Below are 26,836 nucleotides of genomic sequence, written 5' to 3'. Positions count from 1 at the left end.
TTGACACCTGTGCGCTACGTGTGAAGATCTTCGTGTGAATGCGGGATACACCCGCACCGTCGCAAGGAGTGAGCTTTGATAGGCACGTTCCTCAGACCAGGGCGGAGACCGGACGCACCGTCCGTCCAGCCCTTCCTTCCCTTGACTCAGCTGAGACGCCTGCGCCCGGTGGTTGCAGCAGTCGTGCTGGCGATGGCGTTCGAGTCCGCCGTGATGGTCGGAACCGCCAATGTGGCAGCGGGCGTGGGAGTTGAAGCCGCCCCTGCCGACAAGGGCAAGCCACCAAAGGACCTCGGGTCGGCAACTGCCGGGTCGGTGGCTGCCGCCCGCTTGAAAGCGAAGATCCAGAACCGTCGGATCGAGGCGCTGGACGCCCGTACCGAGACGTCCACGGTGTATGTGAACCCGAACGGTTCGGTGACCGAGGAGGCGTACGTCGGCCCGATCCGGTTCCGGGACGACCAGGGAGCGTGGCAGAACGTCGATGTTTCCCTGGAGAAGCTGTCGGACGGTTCGGTCGGGGCTCGGCGGCATCCGCACGGGCTGCGTCTGGCCGGCAAGAGCGCGGCCCCCAAGGGGCTGAAGAGCGTTGGTGAGAAGACCGGTTCGGCCGGTGTTCCCCTGGTGACGCTGGAAGGCCGGACCGGGCAGCAACTGCAGCTGGGCTGGTACGGAGCGTTGCCCACGCCGGCGATCGAGGGCGAGGAGAACAACATTGCCCGCTATCGAAACGCCCTCCCCTCGACAGACCTCCTGATCGAGTCGACGCGGACCGGCTATGAGCAGTTCCTTGAGCTGAAGGAACGTTCCGCCGTGGACGCGAGCGGTGCGATCGCCTACAGCCTGACGGCCAAGGGGCTGACTGCGAAGGCGAACGCGGACGGCTCGGTCTCCTTCGCCGACGCCAGGGGCAAGGCCGTGGGGGTCCTGCCCGCGCCGGTGATGTGGGACGCGCAGGTGGATAAGAAGTCCGGCGAGCGCACACACACCGCGTCGGTGGCGGTGAAGGTGGCGCAGAACGGCGACACCGTCACCCTGACCCTGACGCCGGACGCGAAGTTCCTGGCCGATGCCTCGACGCAGTTCCCGGTGACGATCGACCCCGCGATCAACGTGGGGGCGAGCTTCGACACCTTCGTCCAGGAGGGGTACACCACCGACCAGTCCGCCTCGACGGACCTGAAGCTCGGCAACAACGGCTCCTCGCAGGTGGCGCGGTCGTTCCTGTCGTTCCCGATGAAGAACGTCACAGGCAAGCAGGTCACCGCGGCGAAACTGAACCTGTTCGAGTACCACTCGTGGTCCTGCACGGCCAAGGACTGGGAGGTGTGGTCCACCGGGGCCGCGAGCACCTCCTCGCGGTGGACGGCGCAGCCGACCTGGGGGACGAAGTACGCCACCAGTACCCAGACCAAGGGCTTCTCCAGTGCCTGCAACGACGGCTGGGTGAGCGCGGACGTGACCTCACTGGCCCAGGCGTGGGCAGCGAACGGCAGCAACACCAACCACCTGGGGCTGCGGGCCACGGACGAGGCTGACCCATACGGCTGGAAGCGGTTCAACTCCGGCAACGCCGCTTCCAGCACCCCCTATCTGTCGGTCACCTACAACTCGGTTCCCGGGGTGCCGACACTGATAGCCCCGGCCAGTGCGGCCGCCACCAACGACACCACCCCGACGCTGTCGGCAAAGGCCCTGGACGGCGACGGCTCGCAGGTCACCCTCGACTACGAGGTGTGGACCTCCACCGGCATGTCCGCTCTGCGCACCGGCAGCAGCGCCGCGGTCGCCTCCGGTGCCCAGGCCAACTGGACCCCCGCCGCGCTTGCGGCAGGCTCGTACAAATGGCGGGTGCGGGCCGGTGACGGCTCTGCCACCAGCGCCTGGTCGGCCTTCCGCACCCTGACCGTGGACACCACCGCCCCCGCCACGACCGCGGTGGCATCTACCGACTTCCCCGCCGGGCAGTGGGCCGGCACTCCGGACAGCAGCGGCGACTTCACCGGCAGCTTTACCCTTACCCCGCCGACCACGGACGTGAAGGAAGTCCAGTGGCAGCTGGACGGCGGAGCCTGGCAGTCGATCGCCACCACGGGCACGGCCGTGACAGCTGAACCGGCGTTCCGCGCGGGCAAGCACATCCTGACCGCCCGTACCAAGGACGCCGCCGGCAACGTCTCCGGTACCACCACCTTCACCTTCTACGCGGGCTCGGGTGCGGCGCTGCTCACCCCGGCCCAAGGCGACCGCCCGGCGCGGCGGACCGTGCTGACCGGCCAGGGCAAGACCATCGACACCGGGGTGCGCTACCAGTACCGGCGCGGTGAGACCGACACCTGGAAGGACGTCCCCGTCGCCGACGTGCGCCGTAAGGCGGACAACTCGGCCTTCCCCGCCTGGCCGGCGGCGGTGACCGGCGGCCTGCCCGAGGAGTTGGTGTGGAACATCACCGACAGCCTCGCCGAGGACGGCCCGATCGACGTCCGCGCGGTCTTCACCGACGGCACGAGCACCGACGCCTCCCCCGCCACCTCCATCACCGTGGACCGCAATGCGGGGGCTGCGCCGACCCAGACTGCTGGTCCGGGCGATGTGAACATGCTCACCGGTGACTTCGTCCTGTCCGCGACCGACAGTTCGGAATTCGGCCTGACCGCCAGCCGCACCGCGTCATCACGCCGTCCTGCAGACGGCGGCCAGCAGGAAGGACAGGTCGCCATATTCGGTCCGCAATGGACCGCAGGCACTGCCGCGGAGCTCTCCGCCACCGAGTCGTTGTATATACGGAAGACCTCGAACACTTCTGTTGCGGTGGTGGACATAGACGGTGAAGAGACCGGGTTCACCGCGACGAGCGGCGGCGGCTGGAGGCCTGAGGAAGGGGCTGAGGCCCTGACTCTGACCGGCAGTCTGACGGGTTCCTTCACCTTGAAGGACACCGAAGGTACCACTTCGCAGTTCACCAAGATCGACGCGGCCGCTACGACCTGGCAGTTCTCCAAGAGTTCTCTCTCGACGGAGAATTCCACCACCTCTCTGATCTCGGAGAAGGTCACCGTGGGCAGCACCGTACTGGCCCGCCCGAAGTATGCGATCGCTCCCACTTCGGCGGTGAGCAACGACACCTGCGCGAGCACCCCCTCCACCAAGGGCTGCCGGATCCTGGAGTACCAGTACGCCACCACGACCACGGCGACCGGTAGCACGCTGGGCGACTACGCCGGACAGGTCTCCCGCATCCGCCTGTGGTCCACCGACCCCGGCGCGACGAGCGCCACCGCCACGGTGATATCGAGTTACGCCTACGACGCCTCGGGACGCTTGCGTGAGCAGTGGGACCCGCGGGTCTCCCCGGTGCTGAAGGCGGCCTACACCTACGACAGCGCGGGCCGTGTGGTTACCCAGACCATGTCGAGCGAGCTGCCGTGGACGTTCAAGTACGGCAAGGCGGGCTCCAGCGCCGTGGCCGGCGACGGCATGCTGCTGTCGGTGTCACGGCCGACGCTGAAGCCGGGCAGCAAGGACGAGACCGACGGCGGCAACGGGACCGTCTCCCTTGTCTATGATGTTCCGCTCTCCGGCACCGCGGCGCCGAACCAAGTCTCTCCGTCCGACGCCAAGTCGTGGGGACAGACGGATACGCCGACAGATGCCACCGCCATCTTCCCCGCCGACCAGGTGCCCGCTTCCCACAGCGGAAGCGGCCTCGGCGCAGGCGATTACGACAAGGCGATCACTACCTACACCAACGCCTCCGGACTCCAGGTCAACACCGGCCTGCCCGGCCGACACCTGGCCACCACTCAGTACGACCCGTTCGGCAACGTCGTTTTCGAGTTGGGGGCCACCAACCGAGAGCTTGCGCTCGGTAATGCCGACTATCAGGTCAACACGCAGAGCGAACTTGGCATTCTCGCCGATTCGTCGGCTGAACGAGCGTACAAGCTGGCCACGGTCGCAAAATATTCTGCGGACGGCAGGCGGCAGCTGGAACAGTACGGACCGCTTCACCTGGTCACCCTGACCAAGCAGCTCCAGGGCGACGCCGACAGCCCCAACATTCCGGCAGGCACCCAGGTGCCCGCACGTGAACACACCGTTACCCGATACGACGAAGGCCGTCCCACCGATGGGTCTGCTCTGGTCTTTGACCAGCCGACCACGACCACGACCGGTGCATCTGTCGAGGGCTACCCGAACGACGGTGACATCCGTACCACTGCGACCAGTTACGACTGGGCGAAGGGTCTTCCCACCAGCACGGTTACGGACCCGAGCGGGCTCAAGCTGACCCGTTCTTCCGTATTCGATGCCCAGGGCCGAACCATCAAGAACATTCAGCCCAAGTCCAACGGGACAGATGCAGGGACAATCGTGTCCCAGTACTGGTCTGCCAGCGGGAGTGGTACTTGTTCAGGGCGTCCGGAATGGGCAGACCTCCTGTGCTCCAGCGGCCCGGCAGGAAAAATCACAGGAGGGGGCTCGAACCCCGACGAGCTGCCCACCAAGACCTTCGAATATGACCGCTGGAGCAACGTCACCAAGGTCACCGAAACCGGCAACGGCGCCACACGCACCACTGTGACCACTTACGACGCGGCCGGGCGAGGAAAGCAGAATCAGATCAGCGGGGGAGTCGGCACCGCAGTACCGACTCAGACCATCACGTACGATCCTGAGAACGGGCAGGTAGCCAGCGTCTCTGATGGGGTTACCACAGTTCGCCACGTCGCCGACAAGCTCGGCCGTGAGATCTCGTATGACGACGGCGCAGGCAACATAACGCGTACCGAGTACGACGCCAGTGACCGAGTGACCCGGAGATCCGACTCGTCCCCCTCGGAAACTACGTACAGCTACGAAAGCCTGAGCGGCTTGCCGACCCGGATGCACGACTCAGTCATGGGAACCATCGGCGACGTCACCGGCTCCTACGACTCTGACGGCCGCCTCTACAAGCAAAAGCTGCCCTGGAACATGGACGTCGAATTCAACCTTGACCCCACGGGTAGCGAGACTTCACGCTACTGGCACTGGGAGTCGGGATGGACCGTCCAGGGTGAATCGATCAGCCAGAACATTCACGGCCAGGTCGTATCCCGCACCACCTACACCGGCGGCGGTGCGTACCAGGAATATTCCTACGACGCAGCCGGCCGCCTGACCAAGGCCGATGACACCCAAACCGGCGTCACCACCCACCGCAGTTACGGGTTTGACGACAACACCAACCGCACGTCCTTGGTGACCGCAGTCGACGACGTCGATGGAGGAGCCCCCACTACCACGACGGTCAACTCCGCCTACGACAGCGCCGACCGGCTGATTGCCGCCGGCACCGTCTATGACGCTTTCGGCCGCACCACTGCCCAGACGAGCGGTGCCCAGAACGCCTATTACGCCAACGACCTGGTCCGCCAGATCACGGCACGCGGAGAGCGCACCACCTGGAACCTGGACGCAGTCGGAAGGCTCGCCTCGCACACGACCGAGAGCCAGGACGACAACGGGACCTGGGCGACCACGGCGACCAAGCGCAACCACTACGGGGCAGACGGAGACAACCCCACGTGGATCAGCGAGGGCGACAGCAAAATCACCCGAACCCTGACAGACCTGACAGGGGATCTGATCGCCACCACTGGCACCACTGGTGACGTAGTCCTCCAACTCGCCAACATCCACGGTGACATAACCACCCAAATTCCCCTGGTGGACGCCACCACTCCCGTCGTCAACAGCTACGACGAGTACGGCAACCGCCTGCCCGGAACGGATCCCGCCCGTTACGGCTGGCTCGGCGGAAAGCAGCGCTCTTCCGAGACCCCAAGCACTGTCACGCTCATGGGGGTGCGCCTCTATGACTCGGCCACAGGACGCTTCCTTTCCGTCGACCGAGTCCTCGGAGGCAACGCCAGCTCCTACGACTACTGCTTCGCCGACCCGGTGAACTGCTACGACATCAGCGGAAACTACAGCATCGGCGGACTCATTCCAGAGGCTGCGATATGTGCCCTGTTCTTGCTGTGGTGTGCAGACATGGCCTACATCACACGCTGGGCCCTAAGTGAAGCCAAGAAGAGGTACGCGACCGATCCGAAACAGAATGCATACCGCCACTGCATTTGGCAGGCGATGCTGACCTGGGCGGTCGGTTCATATCTGGCCAAGGCTCTTGGCAATGCCCACGAGAAGGCTGCAGGAAAAAGTGATGCGGCAAAGCGGGACTCCAGGACCGACCAGTACAACAATACGGTCGGAAGAAGCCTCGGCACAAAGATCACGGCCTGGACCTACGGGAAGGCCAAAGAGACCGCATGCCGCTTCTGTAAAGACAAGGTCAAGAAGCATAAATTGAAAGCGAACAAGGGGAAAGGGCAATGGGTCTAACGCAATGACCCTGTAGAGCTGGCGGTACACGTAATTTCTATCCTCGTCTGAGGAAAGAGGTTACGGCAAGCGGGGTGGCGTGCGATCGCACGCCACCCCGTCGAACATCCGGGAACTGGTCACTGTCAGGGGCGCACCAGGTTTCTCGTTCTCACTTCGACGCCGCCCTGAACTACCTCTGACGAGACGGTCCTCGAGTTGCGCAAACGCAAGGAGCTCAAGGACGAGGCCAGCCTCTCCAAGCTTGACGACCACAAGCTCCTCGGCGGCTGCCGCGAGATCGGCCTGACCAGCGACGTGGGCTACACCGAGCTCGATCTCATCCGCTACATGCACAACTGGGCGAGCCGGCGCACCCCAACCAGGTCGAGCTGGACGGCCTCCAGCTGGCCAACTGGCTCTCGACCTGCATCAAGCACGCCATCACCCTGCCCTACAACCACGTCACCGCCCAGGTCCGCAAGCTCCTGGTCAAGGTCAAGGAGAAGCGCCTGGACGACCAGGCGATCAGAGAGATCACCGCCTTCTTCGTAAACCTGCCGCCCGTCCAGGCCGACCCGCTGGCCTCGTCACGCAAGACGATCCACCTGATCAAGCCCCGGCACACGGGCGAATCCACGGATCGATCACGACTCAGTACGCGCCCACCGCCCAGTACCGCTCGCTGCTCTCCCAGGAGCCGCACCGTATCCGGGCCGCCCTGCTGCTCGGCGCGGCGCCGCTGCTCTCGCTCGGGCTCTTCGCCTGGCTGATGCAGCCTCAGCACTGGACCGAGCGCGATCCGAACCTCAAGAACGACACGCTTCTCGTCCTCGACATCGTGATGCTCGTCTCGATCGGGCTGATCGAGCTGTTCCGTACGATGAATGTCCTCTCCAACGCGCACGCGACGCTGGTGGCACGCGATCCCGTTCCCGTCGTACCGGAGAGCGGCACCCGCGTGGCCTTCCTCACCTCCTTCGTCCCGGGCAAGGAGCCCTTGGAGATGGTGACGAAGACACTGGAGGCGGCGGTCAGGATCCGCCACCGAGGGCTATGCATGTCTGGCTGCTGGACGAGGGCGACGATCCGGCCGTCAAAAAGGTCTGCGCCCATCTCGGAGTGCACCACTTCTCCCGCAAGGGCGTAGCGAAGTGGAACCAGCCCAAGGGCGCCCACCGCGCGAAAGCGAGAAGTCACGGCTGGTCGATCTCAAGGACCTGGAGCCCCGGTTCAAGGACGGGCCGGCGCTGGAGAAGGGCACGCGCTATCCGAGCGCCTCGCTGATGCCCGACGACTCCGTACTGATCACCGGCGGCTCCGAGGACTACCGAGGGCGCGGCGGCTCGGACGTCCTCCAGGCGCGGCTGTACGACCCGGAGTCGGCGACGTACAAGCGGGTCGCCGACCGGCGGTGGGGCGCAACTACCACTCGGGCTCGGTCCTGCTGCCCGACGGCCGGGTCCTGATCTTCGGCTCGGATCCGCTCTACTCCGACCAGGCCAACACCAAGCCGGGCGTCTTCGAGCAGCGGAACGACGCGCTGGTCCCGTCGGGCTGGTACATGCTCTTCGTCACGGACGAGAAGGGCACGCCGTCCGAGGGCGTGTGGGTGGAGATCCCGTAGCCGCTTGGTCTTAGGCGACTGCTTAGTACCGCGCGGCTACTTCATCACTTCGTATCGGGCGGCTACTTCGTATTGCGCGCCAGGTCCAGGGCGTACTGCGGATACCAGTCGCCCGCCTTGGGCCCGCCCTTGCAGTCGCCGTCCGACTCTCCGGGACGCTTCACCCACAGATACGCCTTGACCAGCGGATCGCCGGTGTCGGTCGTCGGCGCCTCGCCGAGGGCGCGGCCGGGAGGATTGCACCAGTTCTCGCCGGGATCGCCCTCGGTGTACGGGCCGTTGCCGTTGCGGCTGGTGTCTATCACGAACGGCTTGCCGCCGACCTTCTCGGAGAGCCGCTTGCCGAAGTCCGCGCTCGCCGCGGTCGGATAGAAGTTGGAGACATTGACCGAGAAGCCGTCCGCGTCGGCGATGCCCGCCCACTGGAGCGGTTCGAAGAGCGCGTCGGGCGACTGCCAGCCCGCATTGCCGGCGTCGAGATAGACCGAGGTGGCCGGCTGCTCCTTGAGCCGCTTGACGGCGCCCTTGATCAGGTCGTACCGCTCCTCGTGGAACTGATCGGGCGTGCAGCCGTCCACCAGGTGCAGTACGGCGTCGGGCTCCAGGATCACCGTGGCGCGGCGGTCGCCGATGCCCTTGGCTACCTGGTCGATCCACGCCCGGTACGCGTTGCCGTCCGAAGCGCCGCCCTTGGAGAACTGGCCGCAGTCGCGGTGCGGAATGTTGTAGAGGACCAGCAGGGCGTCCCGGTCGGCCTTCGTGGCCGCCTCGGTGAAGCCCTTGGCCTGCGCCTCCGGAGTGTCGGGGCCGATCCACTCGGCGACCGGCTGTTCGGCGATCTTCCTGATCAGGGCGGCGCTCCGGGTGTCGCCCTTACCGGTGTACGCGGCGACCTGACGGGCCGCCGTGCCGTCCGGGTTGACCCAGTACGGTGCCTCCGCCTTGGGCCGCTGGCCTATCGGCGACACCTTCGTACCGCCGTCACCGTCACCGCCGCCGTTCCCGCCGCCGTCGCCGTCGGAGGAACAGCCCGCCAGCAGCAGTACCGCGCCCGCCGACGCACCCACCGCTCCGGCCTTCAGCACCGCACGGACGCGCGCACCGCGACCGGAATAACTGCCGTACATCCACTCCCCCTTGATGCACTGTGCCCGAGACCGCCCTCCCCAGGCGCGCTCGGGCCCTGCCTTGCCGTGCCATGCCGTACGTTGCCGTGCCGTGCGTTGGCGTGCCGTGCGTTGGCGTGCCGTGCGTTGGCGTGCCGTGCGTTGCCTGCCTTGTACGCACTGCCCGCCGATCAGTCGCGACGGGCCGTCACCAATCCTGGCATACCGGTACCGGCCCTCCGACGGATCGTTCCTCTTCGTGGGCGAGCTGTGACAGCCGCATCAGACGGGGCCCTTACGCCGTGGACGATAAACCTGACGGCCGGGCCACGGTCGCAGCCGTACGGCGGAAGACCGCAGGTTCGAGGCACTGGGGCGGCAGCGGCCGGCGACGGCGACCGCCGCCACGCCCGCCAGGATGAGCCCGACCACCGCGTGCGAGGTGCCGGGCCCGGCCGAATCGGCCGGCTCGGCGGGTCTCGGAGGTCCCAAGGGGCCCAGAGGCTCGGCGGATTCGGCGGGGCCGGCAGGGCCGCCGGATTCCGTAGATCCGGCAGATCCGCCGACAGAGCCATTTGATCCGGCGGATCCGGCGGATCCGGCAGGTCCGTAGAATCCGGCGGGCCCGGCGTCCTCGCGACCGGATCCGGCCGCGCCGCCGGGCGCGACGGCCGACGGCGTGAGAGCGCCTCGTACGGAGTCCTGGGCCTGGGCCAGGGACTCATGGGCCTGGGTGACGGAGTCATGGGCCCGGGTCACGGTGAGACCGAGGACCGGCGCGGCCACCAGGACGGCGGCGGCCACCCACACGGCACGGAGACGGGGCAACCCTGAACGCATCGTGAACCTCCTGATACTCAGAGACTCACCGGTGCGACGGCCTTCCGCATCCGCAGCGCGCGGCTAACGCGCCGCATCCCTCGCTGACGTGCTCAGATGCGATCCACAAGATCGGCGATCGAGTCAACGACCGTGGAGGGACGGAAGGGATAGCGATCGATATCGGCGGGATTCGTCATCCCGGTCAACACCAGGAACGTCTCCATGCCCGCCTCCAGACCGGCCAGCACATCGGTGTCCATCCGGTCGCCGATCATCGCGCTGGTCTCGGAGTGCGCGCCTATCGCGTTGAGCCCGGTGCGCATCATCAGCGGGTTCGGCTTGCCCGCGAAGTACGGGTCCTTGCCGGTGGCCTTGGTGATCAGCGCGGCGACCGCGCCCGTCGCGGGCAGCGGGCCCTCGGTCGACGGTCCCGTCTCGTCGGGATTGGTGCAGATGAACCGCGCTCCGCCGTTGATCAGCCGGATCGCCCTGGTCAGCGCCTCGAAACTGTAGGTACGGGTCTCACCGAGCACCACATAGTCCGGCTCGTGGTCGGTGAGGATATAGCCGATGTCGTGCAGCGCGGTGGTCAGTCCCGCCTCGCCGATGACATAGGCCGTGCCGTCGGGACGCTGGGCCTCCAGGAACTTGGCGGTGGCGAGCGCCGAGGTCCAGATGTTGTCGACGGGTACGTCGAGTCCCATCCGGGCCAGCCGTGCCTGGAGATCGCGCGGTGTGTAGATGGAGTTGTTGGTGAGGACGAGGAAGGGCTTGCCCGACTCTCTCAGTCGCTTGATGAACTCGGCGGCGCCGGGGATCGGAATCCCTTCGTGTATGAGCACACCGTCCATGTCGGTGAGCCACGACTCGATCGGCTTGCGCTCTGCCACTGGACTGTTCTCCGCTCTGCGGTGGCCAATACTCCATATGGTCCGACCCGCCCAGCGTAACGAGGGCGTGGCGCGGACGGTACAAGCGTCCACGGCCTGAGCGGAGGGCCGTCGGCGCGGCTGCGGACGGCCCTGTGGGTGTGAGTGGCACGGAGGATCGGGACGTCCGTCAACTCGCTTTGTGGCCTGGGAGGTTCGGCGAGGGGTTCGGCGAGAGGTCGGGGGGCGCGGCGGGGCATCGAGCTGTAGGGCCTCAGAGCTGGTCGTTACCGTTCGTACGGTCCGGACGGACAGCGCGGTCGGTACGGTCGGTACGGAGTCGCCTGACGCCCACGGCGAGTACGGCTCCGGCCGTCAGCAGGGCGGCGAACGCGGCGGTACGGCCGAGGAGATCGCTGTCGGACTCGGTACGGGCGAACTGCTGGGACCCGGGCGGGGACCCGGGCGGCCGGTCGCCGGGAGCGGGATGCCCGGCGGTGGGCGCGGGCGTACGCGGGGCGGTACGGCCCTGCTCGCTCGCTCCGGGGCCGCCGCCGCTGTCGCCGTGTGCGGCACCGTTGCCCTGGCCCGCGCCGCCTCGGTGGCCGCCGCGGTCACCGTCACCGGCGCCCGCGCGGAGGGAGAGGCGATAGGCGTTGGACTCGCCGACCCAGTCGCCGTCGCTGCCGCGCCGCTGAACGGTCGCGGCCGTGACGATGATCTTGTTCGGCTCCGTGCCCGCGGCGAACGCGAGCCGCGCGCGGACGCTGACCGTGCGGCCGGCCGGTACGGCGAGGCCCGGCGAACCGTCGTCCAGTACGCCGATGATCTCGTCCCGCTCGGTCTTCTCCAGCGGCAGCGTCCGCCAGCGTCCCTCGCCGTCGGTGATCTCCAGCGTGAGCTGGGAGACATTGAGCGCCCGGTGCCGGTCGACCAGGACGAGCACCGGGTGGATGTCCCGGCACACCTCGCTGGTGGTGTTGGTGAGATCGAGCGACCAGGTGCCCGCGGAACCACCTGGCCGGTAGTCGTCCGGACCGCCGTGGATATGGGTGGTGATCGGGAACTCGGGGTCGGAGACCTTGCCGCACCTCGGCTCGCGCCTGTTCGTCAGGGAGGACGCGTATGTGGGCGCGGGTACGGGCGCGGGCGTCGTGGCCTGCGTGGAGGTGAGCGCGCCTCTGGGCGGGGCGCAGGCAGCCGCCGTCGGAGCGATGGTCATGGCGGCGACGGCCAGAACGGCTGCGGTGACTCCGGTGGCGGGGGCGTGACGCAGTCGCATGGGTGACAGGGCCTTTGCTGATCGCGCGGCGGTCGGGCGGGGCGGATGGTCGGAGTAGGGCGGGCAGTCGGAGTGGGCGGGGCGGACAGGTGATCGAGTGGGCGGTCCGGCTGGCGGAGGGACGGACCGACGGTCGGGACGCGTTTCCCTCGTCGGTCCGATCGCCACCGGATCCTCCGACGCTGCCATGCGCCCGCCACCCGTCCTGGCTGCCACGGCCCTGGACGGCCCGAAAATCACACAAACAACCCCATCAGCCCAGTTCCAGCGCCCGCCGATGTCCGAAGACGGGCGCGAGGACAAGCTGCGCCGCTCCCTCGGCGACCGGATACGGGCCGCCGTCGGCCGCCGCCACCGGGACGACCGCGCCTCTGGCGCGCTCGGCCACGACGGCGCCCACACCTCGGACGAAACACTCTTCGTGCGCGGCGATCGTCCGCCCGCCGAGCAGGACACGGTCGATGTCGAGCAGCCCGACGAGGTTCGCCGCTCCGGCACCGAGCACCCGCGCCGCCTCGGCCGGTTCGCCACGGGCGACGGCGGCGAGACAGAGCGCCTCTATGCAGCCACGGTTACCGCAGTCGCACGACGGGCCGTCGAGCTGGATGACCTGATGCCCGAACTCCCCGGCGCCGGTACGGGCACCGCGGTGCAGCGCGCCGCCGAGCACCAGCCCGGCGCCCAGGCCCGTACCGAGATGGAGATACGCGAAGGAGTCGCCCGAGCCGCGCAGCGCGAGGCCGAGCGCGGCGGCGTTGGTGTCCTTGTCGAGTACGACGGGAAGCTGGAGCCGGGCGGCGAGCGCCTCGCGCAGCGGAAATCCCGCCCACTGCGGAAAGCCGGTGACGCGTCCGGGCACTCCGGTGCGGTGGTCCAGCGGCCCAGGCATGGCGACGCCGACGCCGAGCACATCCCGTACACCCGGCCGCCCGTCGGCCCACGTACCCGAAACGGCGACCGCCCGCGCGCCGGGCTCCCGCACACCGGGAACGTCGTCCGGCCACGCGCCAGCGCCGGCACCGGATCCGGCACCGGCTCCGCCGCTGGGCCGCGCATCACGCCGTACGCCGTAGCGCGCGCTCGCCCGTACGGATTCGGCTCGTACATCCTCCGGCCGTACCGACTCCGGTCGTATGGGCTCGGCCCGAACCGACTCGGCCCGTACGGACCCGGCTCGCAGCGCCTCCGCGCGTACGGCGTCCACATGCACCGCCGCCGTCTCGACCACCCGTTCCGCTCCCGCGCCGAGGTCGAGCGGGGCCGTCCGTACGGCGACCAGCGCGCCGGACAGATCGACCAGGACCGCCGTCAGCTCGTCGCGGTCGAGATGGAGCCCGACCGCGTACGCGGCGGTCGGCACCAGCCGCAGTACGGTCCTCGGTTTGCCGCCCGTGGAGGCACGGCGGCCGGCCTCCGTCGCCATGCCTTCCGTACGCAGTCTGGCCGTGATCTTGCTGACCGCCTGCGGAGTGAGCCCGGTCCGCTCGGCGAGTTCCAGTCTGCTGATCCCGCCGTCGCCCGCCGCGCGCAGCAGGTCGAGCACCAGCGCGGCGTTGTAGCTGCGCAGCGCCGGCAGATTGGCTCCCGCACCGGTCCCGGCACCGGCCGCTCCGGAACCGCCTGCTCCGGAACCGGCACCGGCCGAACCGGCGCCGACGCCCGCGCCCGCTCCGGAAGCGGTTCCGGAACCGTTTCCGGCCGCTCCTCCGACATCCCCGTTTCTTCTCTCCACGTCCGCCATTGTCCCTTGTGGTTGCACTTTGGCAACGCCGTTGCTTAAGTGGTGCCATGACCTTGACTGGCGCCCGCACCGGCCCTCCTCTGCGCGTCGGACTCGTGGGCTACGGCCTCGCGGGCTCCGTCTTCCATGCCCCGCTGATCGCCGCCACGGACGGGCTCGTCCTCGACACCGTCGTCACCGGAAACCCGGAGCGCCGTGAGCAGGCGCGCGCCGAATTCCCGGACATACGGTTCGCGGCGTCGCCCGACGAGCTGTGGGAACGCGCCGACACGCTCGACCTGATCGTCATCGCCTCGCCCAACAAGACGCATGTCCCGCTCGCCACGGCCGCTCTCGAAGCCGGACTGCCGGTCGTCGTGGACAAGCCCGTCGCAGGCACCGCCGCCGAGGCCCGCAAACTGGCCGCACTCGCCGAGGAGCGCGGGCTGCTGCTCTCCGTCTTCCAGAACCGCCGCTGGGACAACGACTTCCTCACCCTCGCCCGGCTCATCGACACCGGCCGGCTGGGCGACGTACAGCGCTTTGAATCCCGTTTCGAGCGGTGGCGTCCCCAACTCAAGGGCGGCTGGCGCGAGTCGGGCGCGGCCGAGGAGATCGGCGGGCTGCTCTACGACCTCGGCAGCCATGTCGTGGACCAGGCGCTGGTCCTGTTCGGCCCGGCGGAACGGGTGTACGCGGAGGTGGACGTACGCCGTCCCGGCGCCGCAACCGACGACGACACCTTCATCGCCATCACCCACACCACCGGTGTCCGCTCCCATCTGTACGCCAGCGCCACCACCGCCCAGCTCGGCCCGCGCTTCCGCGTGCTCGGCTCGTCGGCCGGCTATGTGAAGTACGGACTCGATCCGCAGGAGGCCGACCTGCGTGAGGGCCGGCGGCCGGGCACGGACACGAGCTGGGGCGTGGAGCCCGAATCACTGTGGGGACGGATCGGCGCGGGAGAGTCACCACTCACGGGAGGCGGCCACCCGGTGGAGACCGAGCCCGGCGACTATCCGGCCTACTACGCGGGAATCGCCACCGCACTGCGCAAGGGCATCGCGCCTCCGGTGACGGCCTACGAGGCCGCGTCGACGCTCGACGTACTGGAGGCGGCACGCCGTTCGGCCCAGGAAGGCACCACGATCACCATGGAGACGCAATCATGAGCGCCCCCGCACCCGAGCCCCGGCCGACTCCCGTACCCGAGCCGGATCCCGCGCCCACGGTCGCCGAACTCGAAGCGCAGGAAGCCCGCCTGACGCTGCGTCACTTCACCTATGACGACGCCTGGGCCCTGGGCACTCTGCTGGTCGAGCTGGCGCGTGAGCGGAACGCGCCGGTGGCGATCGACATCCGCCGAGGCGCACAGCAGCTTTTCCACTGCGCGCTCCCGGGCTCGTCGGCGGACAATGACGCGTGGATCGACCGTAAGCGCCGGGTCGTGGAGCGGTACGGCGCCAGCTCGTTCCTCGTCGGCACCCGCTTCCGGGCCAAGGGCAGTACGTTCGAGGAGTCCTCCCGCCTCGACCCGGACCTCTACGCGGCCCACGGCGGCTCGTTCCCTCTCGCGGTGGAGGGCGCGGGCATCGTCGGCACGGTCACGGTCTCGGGCCTGCCGCAGGCCGAGGACCACGCGATGGTGGTGGAGGCACTGGAGCGCCTGCACGGCTGATCCGGCATCCGGGGCGGGGCGGCGGCGCGCACACCGCCCCGCCCCGGGCCTCTCCAACTCGTCCGACGCCTCCGGCCTGGCCCGCTCGTCCGACGACCTCGGCTCGCCCGTCCGACATCTCCGGCCTGGCCCGCTCCTCCAGCTCGTCCGACGACACCGGCTCGTTCGACGCGCCCAGCTCGTCCGACCGGCGTCTCCAGCCCCGTCCCGCGCCTCCCGCCGAAGGCGCTACGCGTCCTTCAACTCCTGGCGCTGGACGCCCAGTCCCTCGATCTCCAGCTCCACCACATCGCCCGCCCGCAGATACGGCTTCGGCTCCGGCTTGCCCAGCGCCACTCCCGCCGGCGTCCCCGTGTTGATGACATCGCCCGGGTACAGCGTCATGAACTGGCTGACGTACCGCACGAGTTCGCCCACGCCGAATATCTGGTCGGCGGTCGTCCCGTTCTGCTGGAGCTCTCCGTTCACCCGGAGCCTGAGCGGCAGCGCCTGCGGGTCCGGCACCTCGTCCGCCGTCACCAGCCAGGGCCCCAGCGGGTTGAACGTCTCGCAGTTCTTGCCCTTGTCCCATGTACCGCCGCGCTCTATCTGGAACTCGCGCTCGGAGACATCGTGCGAGATCGCGTATCCGCCCACATGCGCGAGGCCCTCCTCCACCGAGTCCAGATAGCGGGCGGTCCGCCCGATGACGACCGCGAGCTCGACCTCCCAGTCGGTCTTGGTGCTGCCCCGGGGCACCAGGACCGTGTCCTCAGGTCCGACCACTGTGTCCGGCGCCTTGAAGAAGATGATCGGCTCGCTCGGTATCTCCGCGCCCGTCTCGGCCGCGTGATCATGGTAGTTCAGCCCGATGCACACTATTTTGCCGATCCGGCCGAGCGGCGGCCCGATCCGTACGCCGTCGCCGTCGAGCACGGGCAGTTCGCCGGAGGCGGCGGCCGACCTGATCCGGTCGAGCGCGGTCTCATCGGCGAGCAGGGCCCCGTCGATGTCCGTGACCAGCGCGGACAGATCCCTCAGGGTCGTCCCGTCCTCATCAAGCAGCGCCGGGCGCTCGGCCCCCGCCGTACCGACACGCAGCAGCTTCATCGTCTGTCTCCCTCTGGTCGAGCATTGCCAAGCCGATGGGCGTGGCCATCGGGGGATTGGTCGATCCTCCAAGACATCGGATCACTCCGCAAGACCCAGTTCATACCCTGGACCTCCGGCCGGCCTCCCTCCGACCTCACGAGGATCTCCCGAGCCGCCCCGCCGCCCCGTCACCGCTCCCACCAGAACCATCCCCACCTCCATATCCCCTACGCAACGGTGGCGTGCACTCGCCGCGCAGCGGCCCGGCGCCTATGCCGCGGCGGCCGGCACCGTAGCCGCCACCGGCATGCCCCGGTAGTAGAGGAAGTAGCGTTCGACCGCCGTCCAGGTCGTGCTCGTCACCACGTACAGCGCCGCCGCCAGCGGCACCACGCCCACGGTGAAAAGCGTCGCGAAGGAGAGCAGCGGCATCATCCTCGTCATCGCGCCCATGCCAGGTACCTGCTGTCCGTCGGGCCCGGCCGGCATCGCGGGCGCGTTCGCGAGCTGGATCCGCATCCGCCCGAAGTTGAAGGTGGCGACTGCGGCGACGATCGCGAAGAGCGCCAGATACACGAGCCCGGCTCCACCGAACAGCCCGCCGTGCGCGAGGGCGTCGGTCCAGCGGTCGCCGAGCGGCGCGGCGAAGAGGGAGTGGCCGAGCAGTTCGTTGCGCTCGCCGCCGATCGTCCGGTTGGAGAAGAGGTGGTACATCAGGAAGAACGCCGGCATCTGCGCCAGGCTGGGCAGACAGCCGGACAGCGGCGAGACCTTCTCCTTGGCATGCAGTTCCATGATCGCCTTCTGCATGCGCTCGGGATTCTTGCCGTGCTTCTTGCGCAGTTCGGCGATCTGCGGGGCGAGCTTGGTACGGGCCTTCTGGCCACGGGCGGACGCGCGGGAGAGCGGGTGGACCACGAGCCGTACGCAGGCGGTGAACAGGACGATCGCCGCGGCGGTGGCGCCCGCGTGGAAGAGCGGCTGGAGCAGATCGGCGAGACCTGTGACCAGGTCGGCGAAAACAGACATGAAAGCAGAGAAAGCAGACAAGGTGAGCCCTCCGTGGGGTCTCGTCGTGCCGGTCGGGAGCGGCCGGCCGCGATACGCGCGGCGCCGCTGGTCCGCCATGAGGCGGCGATTCGGCATGACGACCCGTGGGAGGGGGTTACGCGGAGGGTTACGGGGATAACGCAAGCGGCGGCAGGGCTACCGAAAGCGGTCTGCCCCTATGCCCCTATATCCCTGTACGCCTGAGCCCCTATGCCCACGCGGCCGTCGCCGGGCGGCGGCCGGGTGCTCGGGGACGGGTACGGCCCGAGGCGTCGGGATCCCGTTGCGGCAGAAAGGCGGTGCGTTGCTCGCGGTCGCGGATGGCCGTCCGTACCCGGTGCGGCGGGTGGGCCGGCACGGAGCGCGCACTGATGACGGCGCAGACGGCGAGGGCTGAGCCCGCGGCGGCGGTGGCGGCGAGCGCGACGGCGGCGGAGAGACTGCCCGCGTCGATCAGCAGGACCTCGGTAAGAAGGAAGAGCAACAGCCCGGCGGGACGCAGCAGCCGAAGCGCGCTGCGGACCATGGCCTGCTCCTCTCGTCCCGTCCTCATCCGACTGCTCGTACGACAAATGCCGCTTCAGCCGTTATACACGATCGACCTCAAGGGGCTGTAGCAGTCGGCAGGGCCGGACCAGAGCCCGGCTCACACCGGCACGGCCGCGCAGCCACGCAGCCGCGTACTCGCGAAATCGCGCGCCGCGCGGCGGAATCGACCCGATGTCTGGGGCGCGGACCGTCGGCGGAGCCAGGGGCGGGCGTGCCGCCGGAATCACACCCCAGATCACCGCCCGAACAGCCGGCAGCCCAAGACCAACGGTCCGGAGGATGACGGCGTCCACGTACCTCAGAACCGTAGGGCCGCACCGGGCGCGGCCTCCTCTCCGCCCGTATCCCGTACAGCAGTACGGTGTGCAGCATGCGCCCCGACATGCCTGCCGACCACCCCACGGAAGCCGAGCGCCTACTGCGTACGGCGGCCCAGTACCCCGAGGATCACGAGCCCCTGCTCCTCCAGGCCGCGGCCCATCTGGAACTGGCCGGTGACCGCGACCGCGCCACCGGCCTCTACGACACCCTTCTCGCGGGCTCGCCCGACCACCCTCAACTGGTGAAGGCGCTCAAGGCCGCCAACCTCTGGGAGTACGGACACGAGGCCGAGGCCCGCGCGATCATCGACGGTCTGCGCTCCGCCGCGCCGCTGGACCCGGCGCCCTGGGAGATCGTGGCCGAGACGCTGGAGTCACACGACGAACTGGCCGCGGCCCACGACGCCTTCACCACGGCTCTCAATCTGCTGCTCACCCCGGGCGAAGAGGTCCCTTACCCGACCCACAACCTGCTGATCGGCCGCCACCGCGTCCGCCGACTGCTGGGCCTGGACCACGACGACTGGGACGCCCTCGCCGACCGTGTCCACCCTTCGTCGGTCTCCCTGGACGAGCTGCACGACCCCAAACGCCTCTGGTCCCTGGGCTCCGACAATCCCGCCGAACTCCAGGCCGAGATCACCCGCCTCCGCGCCGAACTGGGCTCCTACCGCACGGCCCTGTCCCGGCCGTTCCCCGTGGCGGTCCTCCACTGGCCGAAGCCGGAACTGACCGAACTCCTCGCCGCGTACCCCACCCTGGCCTCCGAGTACCCCTCCCACGAGGCCCATCTCTCCCAACTGGAAGCCGCCCTCCGCGACCTGGCCGCCACCGGCACCCCCAACCTGGGCATCGTCACAGCCACGGTCCCTTCGTACGAAGCCTTCGCGGCCTCCGAACAGTCCTCGCCCTCCAACACCGCCCTGCTCCCCCAATACGCCACCACCCTCGCCGCCCGAGGCCGAGCCACCCCCTGGCCCCCACCCCGCAACGCCCCCTGCTGGTGCACCTCACCCAAGCCCTACCGCAACTGCCACGGCACCAACTGAGCCGGACCTCTGGGCCCTGCCGTAGTTCCCTTCATCGGTGGAATGTCAGTGGCTGCTGCAAAAATCAAAATCGAACTTGCGGCTTCGATGAAGGGACCATGGATGACGGACGCGCTGGACGACAAATCTCCGGCAACCGGACTCTACGAGCAACTGATCACGCTGCGGCTCGAAGACCGTCTCCAGCAGATGGAAGGCACGGGATGGCGAGCGATCGATGCCAAAGTGGGCGTCGAATCCGCACCTCATGTCCTGGCCCGACATGTTGCCGACACAGTCCGGCGCGTCCTGCGGGGCTTGCCTGACACCGAGCGTGTCCACGCTGCCAACCACATCCTCGATTCGGTCAGCACTTTGGCCGGCGCAAAAGAGTGGGTGGACATGGTGGCCGAAGGTCCTCGGCAGCTCATGGCTATCGCAGAACAAGAGGCACCGGGGGTCTACGCCATCCGCCCGGCCACTCCTCTCTCCGACACCGCCCTGCTCACAAACTCTCCCGAGGATCCCAACCTCGGGTTTGAACTCCGCGCGGAACTGGCCACTGCGGATCGAGTCGACCTGCTTTGCGCCTTCGTCAAATGGCATGGACTACGCGTTCTTGAAGGTGCTCTCCGCACGGCCCACGAGCGTGGCGTCCCTATCCGAGTCATCACGACCACCTACATCGGTGCCACTGAACGACGGGCTCTGGATCGACTGGTCCAGGAGTTTGGCGCCGAGGTGAAGGTCAACTACGAGCTTCGCTCCACCCGTCTCCATGCTAAGGCCTGGCTCTTCCGACGGAGCTCTGGATACGACACGGCGTACGTCGGAAGCTCGAATCTCTCCAAGGCAGCACTCCTCGATGGTCTTGAGTGGAATGTCCGCCTCTCATCGGTCGCGACCCCGGATGTCATGAAGAAGTTCGAGGCCACCTTTGACTCCTATTGGAGCGAGGCTGCTTTCGAAGCGTACGACCCTGCGATTCACGGGGATCGCCTGGATGCGGCTCTACGGGAAGCAAGCGGCACTACTACGGGCGCCAGCGGTCGGAGCATCACCCTGTCAGGGCTGGAGGTACGCCCGTATCCGCACCAGCAGGACATGTTGGAGCGCCTTCAGGTGGAACGGGATGTCCATGACCGGCATCGCAATCTCCTGGTGGCTGCGACAGGCACGGGCAAGACGGTCATGGCCGCGCTTGACTACAAGGCGCTACGCAGAAAGCTGGGGCGAGATCTACGTCTCCTCTTCATCGCTCATCGCAAGGAGATCTTGGAACAGTCACTCCGTACCTATCAAGGCGTTCTCGATGACGGGAACTTTGGCGAATGGCTCTTCACTGGCGAAATCCCATCCGACTGGAACCATGTCTTCGCAAGCGTCCAGTCCCTTAATGCTCGTGCCCTAGAAAGACTTGCCCGCGATCACTTCGACATCGTTGTGATTGATGAATTCCACCATGGCACGGCTCCAACCTATCGTAAGATCATCGACTATTTCACACCCATTGAGCTCCTTGGCCTGACAGCGACTCCTGAGCGTATGGATGGCTTGAACATTCAGGACGAGTTCTTCGACGGGCGCATCGCCGCCGAGATGCGCCTATGGGAAGCTCTAGAAAATGACCTTCTCTCGCCCTTCCACTACTTTGGGATCACAGACACCACAGATCTCACTGCAATCCAATGGAAGCGCGGCACATACGACACCACCGCACTCAGCAACCTCTTCACGGGAAATGACGCTCGCGCTCGACTAGTGGTGAAAGCAGTAGAGGATAAGATCACCGATCCAGGTCGTATGCGCGCGCTGGGATTCTGCGTATCTGTAGCTCATGCACACTTTATGGCGGAATTCTTCCAGCAAGCCGGCCTGAACGCCATTTCCTTGTCGGGCGAAACTCCGGCTGACCAACGCCGCTCTGCACTGAGTGCGCTGAGGGCCGGCGAACTGCAAGTAATTTTCTCCGTGGATCTATTCAACGAGGGTCTCGATATCCCCGATGTTGACACGCTCCTTCTCCTGCGCCCGACATCGAGTGCCACGGTCTTCTTGCAGCAGCTCGGACGGGGCCTACGCCGCTGCGAAGGGAAGGCGGTCCTCACCGTACTGGACTTCATCGGTCAACACCGTAAGGAGTTCCGCTTCGAGGAGCAGTTTCACTCTCTCACAAATCTCACTCGAAACCGCCTTGTCTCAGCCATTGAGCATGACTTTCCGCAACTACCGTCAGGCTGCCAGATCATCCTTGAGCCAAAGGCCAAGGAACTCATCATTGAAAACATTCGCACACAGATCAGTGTGAATGTAGCTCAACTCGCCAATGAAGTGCGGCAATTCGGCGAGCCGGAACTAGCTGCATATCTGACAGAAAGCGGCCGTGAGATCAAGGAGCTCTACCGAGGAGCAAACCACTCCTGGACCGCACTACTGCGTCGAGCGAACCTCCTGCCCGACCCGGCACCTGACGGCGAGGCAGCGTTGCTGAAGCGAGCGTCAGCCTTCCTCCATGTAGATGATCCGGCCCGAGCCGCCGCCTACACCCAACTGCTAGAGGACGACGCACCGTCTTACGACGAACTCACCGAGCTGGAACGCTCCTACGCACGAATGCTCTTCTTCACACTCTGGCCATTGGGCGGCTTCAACTCCTACCAAGCCGGCCTCACATCACTACGCCACCAGCCGGCCGTACGAAGCGAATTGCGCCAGATCCTCGCTCATGGCCTAGATCACCTTGAGCATGTCACGCCTGCCCTTGCTGGTGCACATAGGGACCTGCCTCTGCGAGTGCACGCGTCCTATAGCCGTGAGGAAATCCTTGCAGCACTAGGCGAGTCCACCATCGACAGCCTGATGCCGGGCCACTTCCGCGAGGGCGTGCGCTGGTGCGATCAGGCCAAGACCGATGCTCTCCTCATCACCCTTGAAAAAGATGAGAAGGACTTCTCACCGCAGACTCGATACAAGGACTACGCGATGAGCGACACTCTTTTCCACTGGGAGTCGCAGAACCAAACATCAGAGTCCTCACCCACGGGCGTCCGCTACCAGTCCCACCAAGCAAACGGATCTCATGTGCTGCTCTTTGTCCGCCGCTACAAGAAAACAGACATCGGCGGCGCCCAGCCCTGGATGCTGCTCGGCCCCGCCGACTATGTGTCACACAAAGGCAGCAAACCGATGGGCATCACCTGGAAGCTCCACACACCACTCCCTGCGGACGTCTGGACCTACTCCGCCATCGCCGCCGTTTAAGAATCCCCGTCCACTATCTTCCAAAAACGACGGTGGGCCCGAACGAACCTCTTCTGAATTCGGTGTTGGTCCACCGTTGTTAGCCTTATCTTTGGCAATGTTTCGCCACTAGAGTAGCGATCAATGACATCTAGAGCATCAGTCAGGTAAATCGCACCACGGTCCAACCTGACATGACAATTGGGGCACAGGCATAGGATGTTTCCATCAATATCCGGACCGCCACTAGCCCATCCCAATGCCTGAATATGAGCCCCCTCCGCATAGCTCAATCCATTCGGCCCGACCGAAAGAGCAATCCTACATATTTGGCAGGTGTGCCCGTACCACTGCTTTACACGTCGAGCCATTGAAGTGTCCCGAACAATGCGCTCAACAGTTGCGGTCTTCCTGGGCGGAGAGCCATCGAATGCATCCCGGACTTGCTGCGCCATGGGGACCAGTTCTTGTTTATCGAAAGGAAGGCGGCGCAGCGTAAACCGACAGATCTTGAACCCCGCCTTGCCGTCCTCAAGCGCAGAGTCCACGACCTCATAGAGCCCGTCATATCGATACCCACTGCTGGGTGAATAGATCCGCTCACCCGTGGCCCCGCGGATGACGCGAATCTGGTATCCCTTGACTTGACTGCGCCGAAGGCCCGCGTTCCCTGGGTTGTCCCAGGTTTGGTCTTCTACCTGGCGTCCAGTGTTCTCGTCTCGGCCGCCAGCTCCGGTGTAGAGCACCTCGTTCCAACTATCGCGATCATCCTCGTAGCCCTTGCTCAGCACAATCGCATCTGCTGCTCGCTGACCTTCCTCGTCACGTCCCCACGAGATCCCATCTCGTTCGGCCTTGTGGAGCTTGGCTTTCTTGACATCAACACGGGAGTCAAAATGAGCTCCAGGGGAGATGCCGTCGATGTGCCCGAAGGTAGCTCTGTACGCAGACATGCATACATGCTGCCTGCCGGGTGATCAATTCTGATCATTTGCTTCACGTCATTGAAACGCGTGGCTGAAAATAAGCGCTTAGTGGCTTGAAATGTCTCAACTTGCCTCGTCAAGTGCTACCTCAAATCGAGTCTGGGCGCGGTCCAGGACGTCTTCGAGGTCACAGCCGTGAGCGCGGAGCCAGTGGAAAAGATCGGCGATCACCTCGATGACCGTTTGTTCCACCATGACGACCGAGAACGGATGGCTCGACTCGGAATCAGTGGGATGCCCTACACCGCGGGACGCCAGAAGAGCTTCAGCTCGCGTGACCTGCGGACTGTCCGTATGGCCGAACGGCGAGGTCAGTGTCGTGGCGAGCTCACACCACACGATCTTCGAATCTGCTCCGAGGAGCACGCCCCATCGGTCCGCCAGTTCATCCACCAGCATCATTCCGCGACCCGATTCAGCGTCCGATTCTGCAGCGATCAGCGTTGGAAGAGCGCGAGTCTCCGGATCGCGGACCTCAATGCGCACACGTGTACCCCGCATCGAGACCATGAGCGTTGTCGGCGTCCCCCGACCCACATGCCTGATGACATTGGCGACCAACTCGCTGACGCAGATCTGAGCCGGCGCGATGACTTCCGACAACCCCCAGAATCCCAGGTGCATGCGGACCACACGACGCAGGCCTACCACCTCCCTCGACTCCGCCAAGAAGGGAACCTCCCAGGGCTTTCGCTGCATGCAGCCATGATGATCAGTCGACATGGCCCTCACCTTTCGAAGTTTTACGCGCACACAGAGTTGCGCACCATGCGAGGATGGCATCGGCGTATCCCGCCATGCAATGTGCACGCCAGGATTCCCCCCAACGAGTGATTGGCGAACCATGCCCCTTCCGATGGGATGGGACTTCCGCTATCCAACAGGGAGTTGAAGTGGCCGGGTCACCTACTGCGCGGCGCCGTCGGCTGGCGATCGAGCTCAAGAAGCTGCGTGACGACGCAGGGTTGACCTGCAATCAAGTGGGCAAGGCACTCGACTGGAGCGGCTCCAAGGTCAATCGCATGGAGACGGGCCAGGGGCGGGTGCAGCCATCGGACGTAGATGCCCTGTGCCGTTTCTACGGCACGTCCGACGAGTTGCGTGAGCTGCTGAAGTCTCTCGCCAAGGAGTCGAAGACCAAAGGATGGTGGCACGCCCACGGGAATGCCATCCCATCATGGTTCTCTGTGTACGTAGGGCTCGAACAGGCTGCTGCCAATCTGCGTACATACCAAGGCGAGTTCGTTCCCGGACTGCTTCAAACGCCGCAGTACGCCACCGAGTTGAGCCGTGTCACTCCGGATCTGGCGCATGAGGAGATCCCGCGGCTCGTTGATGTGCGGATGCGACGCCAGCAGTTGCTCACCGAGGCCCCTGCGCTCGACTTCTGGGCTGTAGTGCACCAGAGCGTGGTCATGCAGGTGATCGGGAACCGTCAGGTGATGGTCGGACAGCTCGAACGTATGCTGGAAATGACCCGGTTGGGGAACGTGACGGTCCAGGTCCTGCCGTACGACGCAGGAGCTTATCCAAGCACCGGCCCCTTTACCGTGCTTGGTTTTCCTGAGCAGGAGGATCCCGACGTGGTCTATCGAGAAGGCTTGACGGACTCGATCTACCTCGAACTCCCGGCGGACGTAAGCATCTATACGAAGGCGTTCGACCATCTCAGAGCCCTCGCCCTGAGCCCACAGCAATCACTGTCGCTGATCCAGTCAGCCTTGGAGGATCACGCCCGATGACCCAGCTCCCCATAGCCTCCCCATGGCGAAAGAGCAGCTACAGCAACGGCGCAGGCGGCGAGTGTGTAGAGGTGGCAGACCTGACGGAAGTTGGCGTCGGTGTGCGTGACTCGAAGAGGCCGCAGGGGCCTCTCCTCGCCGTACAGCGGGACGCATGGGCGGGGTTCGTCGCCGCTCTGTGTTGTCAGCAACTCGGCTGAACGGCCTGCTCGTTGCGCCCGTGTGGGTGGGGTGGTCAGAGGTATGGGCGGATGATTACGTTGGGGAGGGATTCGCGGGATTTGGCTTGGTGGAGTTTGGTGCGGACTGCGGCTACCAGTTCTTCGGGGTGGTCGCGGATCAGGGCTGGGACTGCGCTGATCACGTCTACTCCGTGGGCTTCCAGGAGGAGGCGGCGGCGGAGGGTGGTGCGGTAGGCGGTGATGCCCAGGTGGAATTCCTCCGAGTCGACTTCCAGGGCTACGCCCGCGTGGGCCCAGTAGGCGTCCGGGCGGGCGAGGAAGGTGCCTCTCGGGGTGAGGAGGACCGGGTTCCAGAGTGGGTGAGGAAGGCCGGCGGCGAGGAGGGTGTCGCGGGCCTGGCCCTCGGCGATGGAGCGGGTGCCCACGCGGAGTTCGTCCAGGACCGCGCCGACCGCCGGATTGCGCAGGGCGTGGGAGGCGCGGAGTTCGGCGCGGAGGTCCTCCGGGTGGCAGCTACAGGTCTGGACCGTCGTCGCGAGGATCGCGCGTACCCGCTCCGTGGACGGTTCATGGGCGGCGAAGTCGGACGCGGCGCGGACCGGACGTACGCAGGGAATGCCGTTGACCAGCAGCGTCGGCGGCCAGCGGCTGGTGCGGCGCAGCCGTACGTACGATCTGTCCCGCAGACCTCGGCGCGCGCCGATCAGGACGTCGGCGCACTCGGCCGTCGCGCCTCGTACTCCGTACACCGACAGCGCCGCCTCGCCCGTCAGGACCGCCCTCGCACCCGAGAGGCCGGCCGTCCCGGCGTCCGCGTAGAGGACCGCGGCCAGCAGCCGCTGGCGTGGATCGGGTTCGCCTGTCTGTATCAGGACGACGCCGGGCAGCAGGCGCTGCCACGGTCCGCCCGGCGCGCAGCGGCCCGCGGCGGTACTGGCGGCGAGGCCGGTGGCGCGTAGCTGGCGAGTCGTCGCCAGGCGCATCTGCGTATGGGACAGCTTGGCGATGGCCGCGTCGGCGGCGGTGGTCCTGGGCATGGGGATTCACTGCCCAGGACCGACGGGAAGTGGACATGCGCCGATGGGCTGTGACGATCTCTTGTGTCCTCGGTTGCGTTCCGGGCATATCGTCCGACCCATGCCGCTCCGGCTGGTCTGGTTAGGCTCGGTCATGTCAGCGCAGACCCGAAGAGCGG

At 66.5% G+C, this 26,836-nt stretch carries 18 protein-coding genes and 2 pseudogenes; 9 read left to right on the top strand and 11 right to left on the bottom strand.

Annotated elements, in window-relative coordinates; genetic code table 11:
- The first annotated feature begins 141 nt into the window (after window positions 1-141).
- The 3 genes and pseudogenes from ACFV6H_RS30395 to ACFV6H_RS30385 form a co-directional block, all read left to right on the top strand.
- A complete protein-coding gene (locus ACFV6H_RS30395) occupies window positions 142-6,390 on the top strand; it encodes a DNRLRE domain-containing protein (protein WP_385548545.1) in 6,249 nt (2,082 codons plus the stop codon).
- A gap of 316 nt (window positions 6,391-6,706) precedes the next feature.
- Window positions 6,707-7,572, top strand: a pseudogene (locus ACFV6H_RS30390) (hypothetical protein); the annotation flags it as partial.
- Window positions 7,539-7,996 (top strand): annotated as a pseudogene (locus ACFV6H_RS30385) (galactose oxidase-like domain-containing protein); the annotation flags it as partial. The pseudogenes ACFV6H_RS30390 and ACFV6H_RS30385, both read left to right, overlap by 34 nt.
- 62 nt (window positions 7,997-8,058) lie before the next feature.
- On the opposite strand, the gene ACFV6H_RS30380 reads toward ACFV6H_RS30385, so the two are convergent.
- The 5 genes from ACFV6H_RS30380 to ACFV6H_RS30360 form a co-directional block, all read right to left on the bottom strand.
- Window positions 8,059-9,123, bottom strand: coding sequence for a glycoside hydrolase family 6 protein (locus tag ACFV6H_RS30380; RefSeq protein ID WP_385548542.1), 1,065 nt, complete (start codon window positions 9,121-9,123; stop codon window positions 8,059-8,061).
- A gap of 261 nt (window positions 9,124-9,384) precedes the next feature.
- The gene (locus ACFV6H_RS30375; protein ID WP_385548539.1) at window positions 9,385-9,942 is read right to left on the bottom strand and encodes a hypothetical protein; all 558 of its coding nucleotides are present in this window, start codon (window positions 9,940-9,942) and stop codon (window positions 9,385-9,387) included.
- A gap of 92 nt (window positions 9,943-10,034) precedes the next feature.
- The gene (locus tag ACFV6H_RS30370; protein WP_093593485.1) at window positions 10,035-10,814 is read right to left on the bottom strand and encodes an HAD-IIA family hydrolase; all 780 of its coding nucleotides are present in this window, start codon (window positions 10,812-10,814) and stop codon (window positions 10,035-10,037) included.
- 253 nt (window positions 10,815-11,067) lie between these two features.
- Window positions 11,068-12,075 (bottom strand): hypothetical protein, encoded by a 1,008-nt coding sequence (locus tag ACFV6H_RS30365; protein ID WP_385548535.1) that lies wholly within the window; start codon window positions 12,073-12,075, stop codon window positions 11,068-11,070.
- Between the two features lie 253 nt (window positions 12,076-12,328).
- Window positions 12,329-13,807: an ROK family protein gene (locus ACFV6H_RS30360; protein ID WP_385548532.1), complete on the bottom strand. Its 1,479-nt coding sequence runs from the start codon at window positions 13,805-13,807 to the stop codon at window positions 12,329-12,331.
- A gap of 56 nt (window positions 13,808-13,863) precedes the next feature.
- On the opposite strand from ACFV6H_RS30360, the gene ACFV6H_RS30355 reads away from it, so the two are divergent.
- Window positions 13,864-14,967 carry a Gfo/Idh/MocA family oxidoreductase gene (locus tag ACFV6H_RS30355; RefSeq protein ID WP_385548529.1) on the top strand — a complete coding sequence of 368 codons (1,104 nt, stop codon included), beginning with the start codon at window positions 13,864-13,866 and terminating at the stop codon, window positions 14,965-14,967.
- On the top strand, window positions 14,964-15,473 hold the full coding sequence (locus ACFV6H_RS30350; protein ID WP_384778333.1) for a heme-degrading domain-containing protein: 510 nt from the start codon (window positions 14,964-14,966) through the stop codon (window positions 15,471-15,473). Before ACFV6H_RS30355 ends, ACFV6H_RS30350 begins: the two co-directional genes overlap by 4 nt.
- Window positions 15,474-15,701: 228 nt before the next feature.
- Here ACFV6H_RS30350 and ACFV6H_RS30345 read toward each other — a convergent pair whose 3' ends face one another.
- From ACFV6H_RS30345 to ACFV6H_RS30335, 3 genes are all read right to left on the bottom strand, one after another.
- Window positions 15,702-16,562 carry a fumarylacetoacetate hydrolase family protein gene (locus ACFV6H_RS30345; RefSeq protein WP_384778335.1) on the bottom strand — a complete coding sequence of 287 codons (861 nt, stop codon included), beginning with the start codon at window positions 16,560-16,562 and terminating at the stop codon, window positions 15,702-15,704.
- Between the two features lie 252 nt (window positions 16,563-16,814).
- On the bottom strand, window positions 16,815-17,573 hold the full coding sequence (locus ACFV6H_RS30340) for a YidC/Oxa1 family membrane protein insertase (protein WP_385548524.1): 759 nt from the start codon (window positions 17,571-17,573) through the stop codon (window positions 16,815-16,817).
- Between the two features lie 229 nt (window positions 17,574-17,802).
- Window positions 17,803-18,120 carry a DUF6412 domain-containing protein gene (locus ACFV6H_RS30335; protein WP_370748363.1) on the bottom strand — a complete coding sequence of 106 codons (318 nt, stop codon included), beginning with the start codon at window positions 18,118-18,120 and terminating at the stop codon, window positions 17,803-17,805.
- A gap of 393 nt (window positions 18,121-18,513) precedes the next feature.
- Between ACFV6H_RS30335 and ACFV6H_RS30330 the strand changes: the two genes are divergently transcribed.
- Window positions 18,514-19,512, top strand: a complete 999-nt coding sequence (locus ACFV6H_RS30330) for an SEC-C metal-binding domain-containing protein (RefSeq protein WP_385548520.1) — start codon at window positions 18,514-18,516, stop codon at window positions 19,510-19,512.
- A gap of 102 nt (window positions 19,513-19,614) precedes the next feature.
- Window positions 19,615-22,752 (top strand): DUF3427 domain-containing protein, encoded by a 3,138-nt coding sequence (locus ACFV6H_RS30325; protein ID WP_385548601.1) that lies wholly within the window; start codon window positions 19,615-19,617, stop codon window positions 22,750-22,752.
- On the opposite strand, the gene ACFV6H_RS30320 is transcribed toward ACFV6H_RS30325, so the two are convergent.
- Both ACFV6H_RS30320 and ACFV6H_RS30315 read right to left on the bottom strand, forming a co-directional pair.
- Window positions 22,749-23,684 carry a YDG/SRA domain-containing protein gene (locus ACFV6H_RS30320; protein ID WP_385548517.1) on the bottom strand — a complete coding sequence of 312 codons (936 nt, stop codon included), beginning with the start codon at window positions 23,682-23,684 and terminating at the stop codon, window positions 22,749-22,751. The genes ACFV6H_RS30325 and ACFV6H_RS30320 overlap by 4 nt on opposite strands.
- 96 nt (window positions 23,685-23,780) lie before the next feature.
- Window positions 23,781-24,440, bottom strand: coding sequence for an ATP-binding protein (locus ACFV6H_RS30315; RefSeq protein WP_385548514.1), 660 nt, complete (start codon window positions 24,438-24,440; stop codon window positions 23,781-23,783).
- Window positions 24,441-24,610: 170 nt separating this feature from the next.
- On the opposite strand from ACFV6H_RS30315, the gene ACFV6H_RS30310 reads away from it, so the two are divergent.
- Together ACFV6H_RS30310 and ACFV6H_RS30305 are read left to right on the top strand one after the other, a co-directional pair.
- Window positions 24,611-25,459, top strand: a complete 849-nt coding sequence (locus ACFV6H_RS30310) for a helix-turn-helix domain-containing protein (RefSeq protein WP_385548511.1) — start codon at window positions 24,611-24,613, stop codon at window positions 25,457-25,459.
- Window positions 25,456-25,659 carry a DUF397 domain-containing protein gene (locus ACFV6H_RS30305; RefSeq protein ID WP_385548508.1) on the top strand — a complete coding sequence of 68 codons (204 nt, stop codon included), beginning with the start codon at window positions 25,456-25,458 and terminating at the stop codon, window positions 25,657-25,659. The genes ACFV6H_RS30310 and ACFV6H_RS30305 overlap by 4 nt, the downstream gene beginning before the upstream one ends.
- 35 nt (window positions 25,660-25,694) lie before the next feature.
- On the opposite strand, the gene ACFV6H_RS30300 is transcribed toward ACFV6H_RS30305, so the two are convergent.
- Window positions 25,695-26,678: a hypothetical protein gene (locus ACFV6H_RS30300; protein WP_385548505.1), complete on the bottom strand. Its 984-nt coding sequence runs from the start codon at window positions 26,676-26,678 to the stop codon at window positions 25,695-25,697.
- Between the last annotated feature and the right edge of the window lie 158 nt (window positions 26,679-26,836).

Source organism: Streptomyces sp. NPDC059743 (assembly GCF_042732975.1).
GTDB lineage: Bacteria > Actinomycetota > Actinomycetes > Streptomycetales > Streptomycetaceae > Streptomyces.
This window is presented reverse-complemented; position numbering and strand designations above follow the sequence as displayed.

Coding starts and splice junctions, on each gene's coding strand:
- ACFV6H_RS30380 (WP_385548542.1), bottom strand. CDS start 9,123: ATGTACGGCAGTTATTCCGGTCGCGGTGCGCGCGTCCGTGCGGTGCTG.
- ACFV6H_RS30375 (WP_385548539.1), bottom strand. CDS start 9,942: ATGCGTTCAGGGTTGCCCCGTCTCCGTGCCGTGTGGGTGGCCGCCGCC.
- ACFV6H_RS30365 (WP_385548535.1), bottom strand. CDS start 12,075: ATGCGACTGCGTCACGCCCCCGCCACCGGAGTCACCGCAGCCGTTCTG.
- ACFV6H_RS30355 (WP_385548529.1), top strand. CDS start 13,864: ATGACCTTGACTGGCGCCCGCACCGGCCCTCCTCTGCGCGTCGGACTC.
- ACFV6H_RS30350 (WP_384778333.1), top strand. CDS start 14,964: ATGAGCGCCCCCGCACCCGAGCCCCGGCCGACTCCCGTACCCGAGCCG.
- ACFV6H_RS30345 (WP_384778335.1), bottom strand. CDS start 16,562: ATGAAGCTGCTGCGTGTCGGTACGGCGGGGGCCGAGCGCCCGGCGCTG.
- ACFV6H_RS30340 (WP_385548524.1), bottom strand. CDS start 17,573: ATGTCTGTTTTCGCCGACCTGGTCACAGGTCTCGCCGATCTGCTCCAG.
- ACFV6H_RS30335 (WP_370748363.1), bottom strand. CDS start 18,120: ATGGTCCGCAGCGCGCTTCGGCTGCTGCGTCCCGCCGGGCTGTTGCTC.
- ACFV6H_RS30330 (WP_385548520.1), top strand. CDS start 18,514: ATGCGCCCCGACATGCCTGCCGACCACCCCACGGAAGCCGAGCGCCTA.
- ACFV6H_RS30325 (WP_385548601.1), top strand. CDS start 19,615: ATGACGGACGCGCTGGACGACAAATCTCCGGCAACCGGACTCTACGAG.
- ACFV6H_RS30320 (WP_385548517.1), bottom strand. CDS start 23,684: ATGTCTGCGTACAGAGCTACCTTCGGGCACATCGACGGCATCTCCCCT.
- ACFV6H_RS30315 (WP_385548514.1), bottom strand. CDS start 24,440: ATGTCGACTGATCATCATGGCTGCATGCAGCGAAAGCCCTGGGAGGTT.
- ACFV6H_RS30305 (WP_385548508.1), top strand. CDS start 25,456: ATGACCCAGCTCCCCATAGCCTCCCCATGGCGAAAGAGCAGCTACAGC.
- ACFV6H_RS30300 (WP_385548505.1), bottom strand. CDS start 26,678: ATGCCCAGGACCACCGCCGCCGACGCGGCCATCGCCAAGCTGTCCCAT.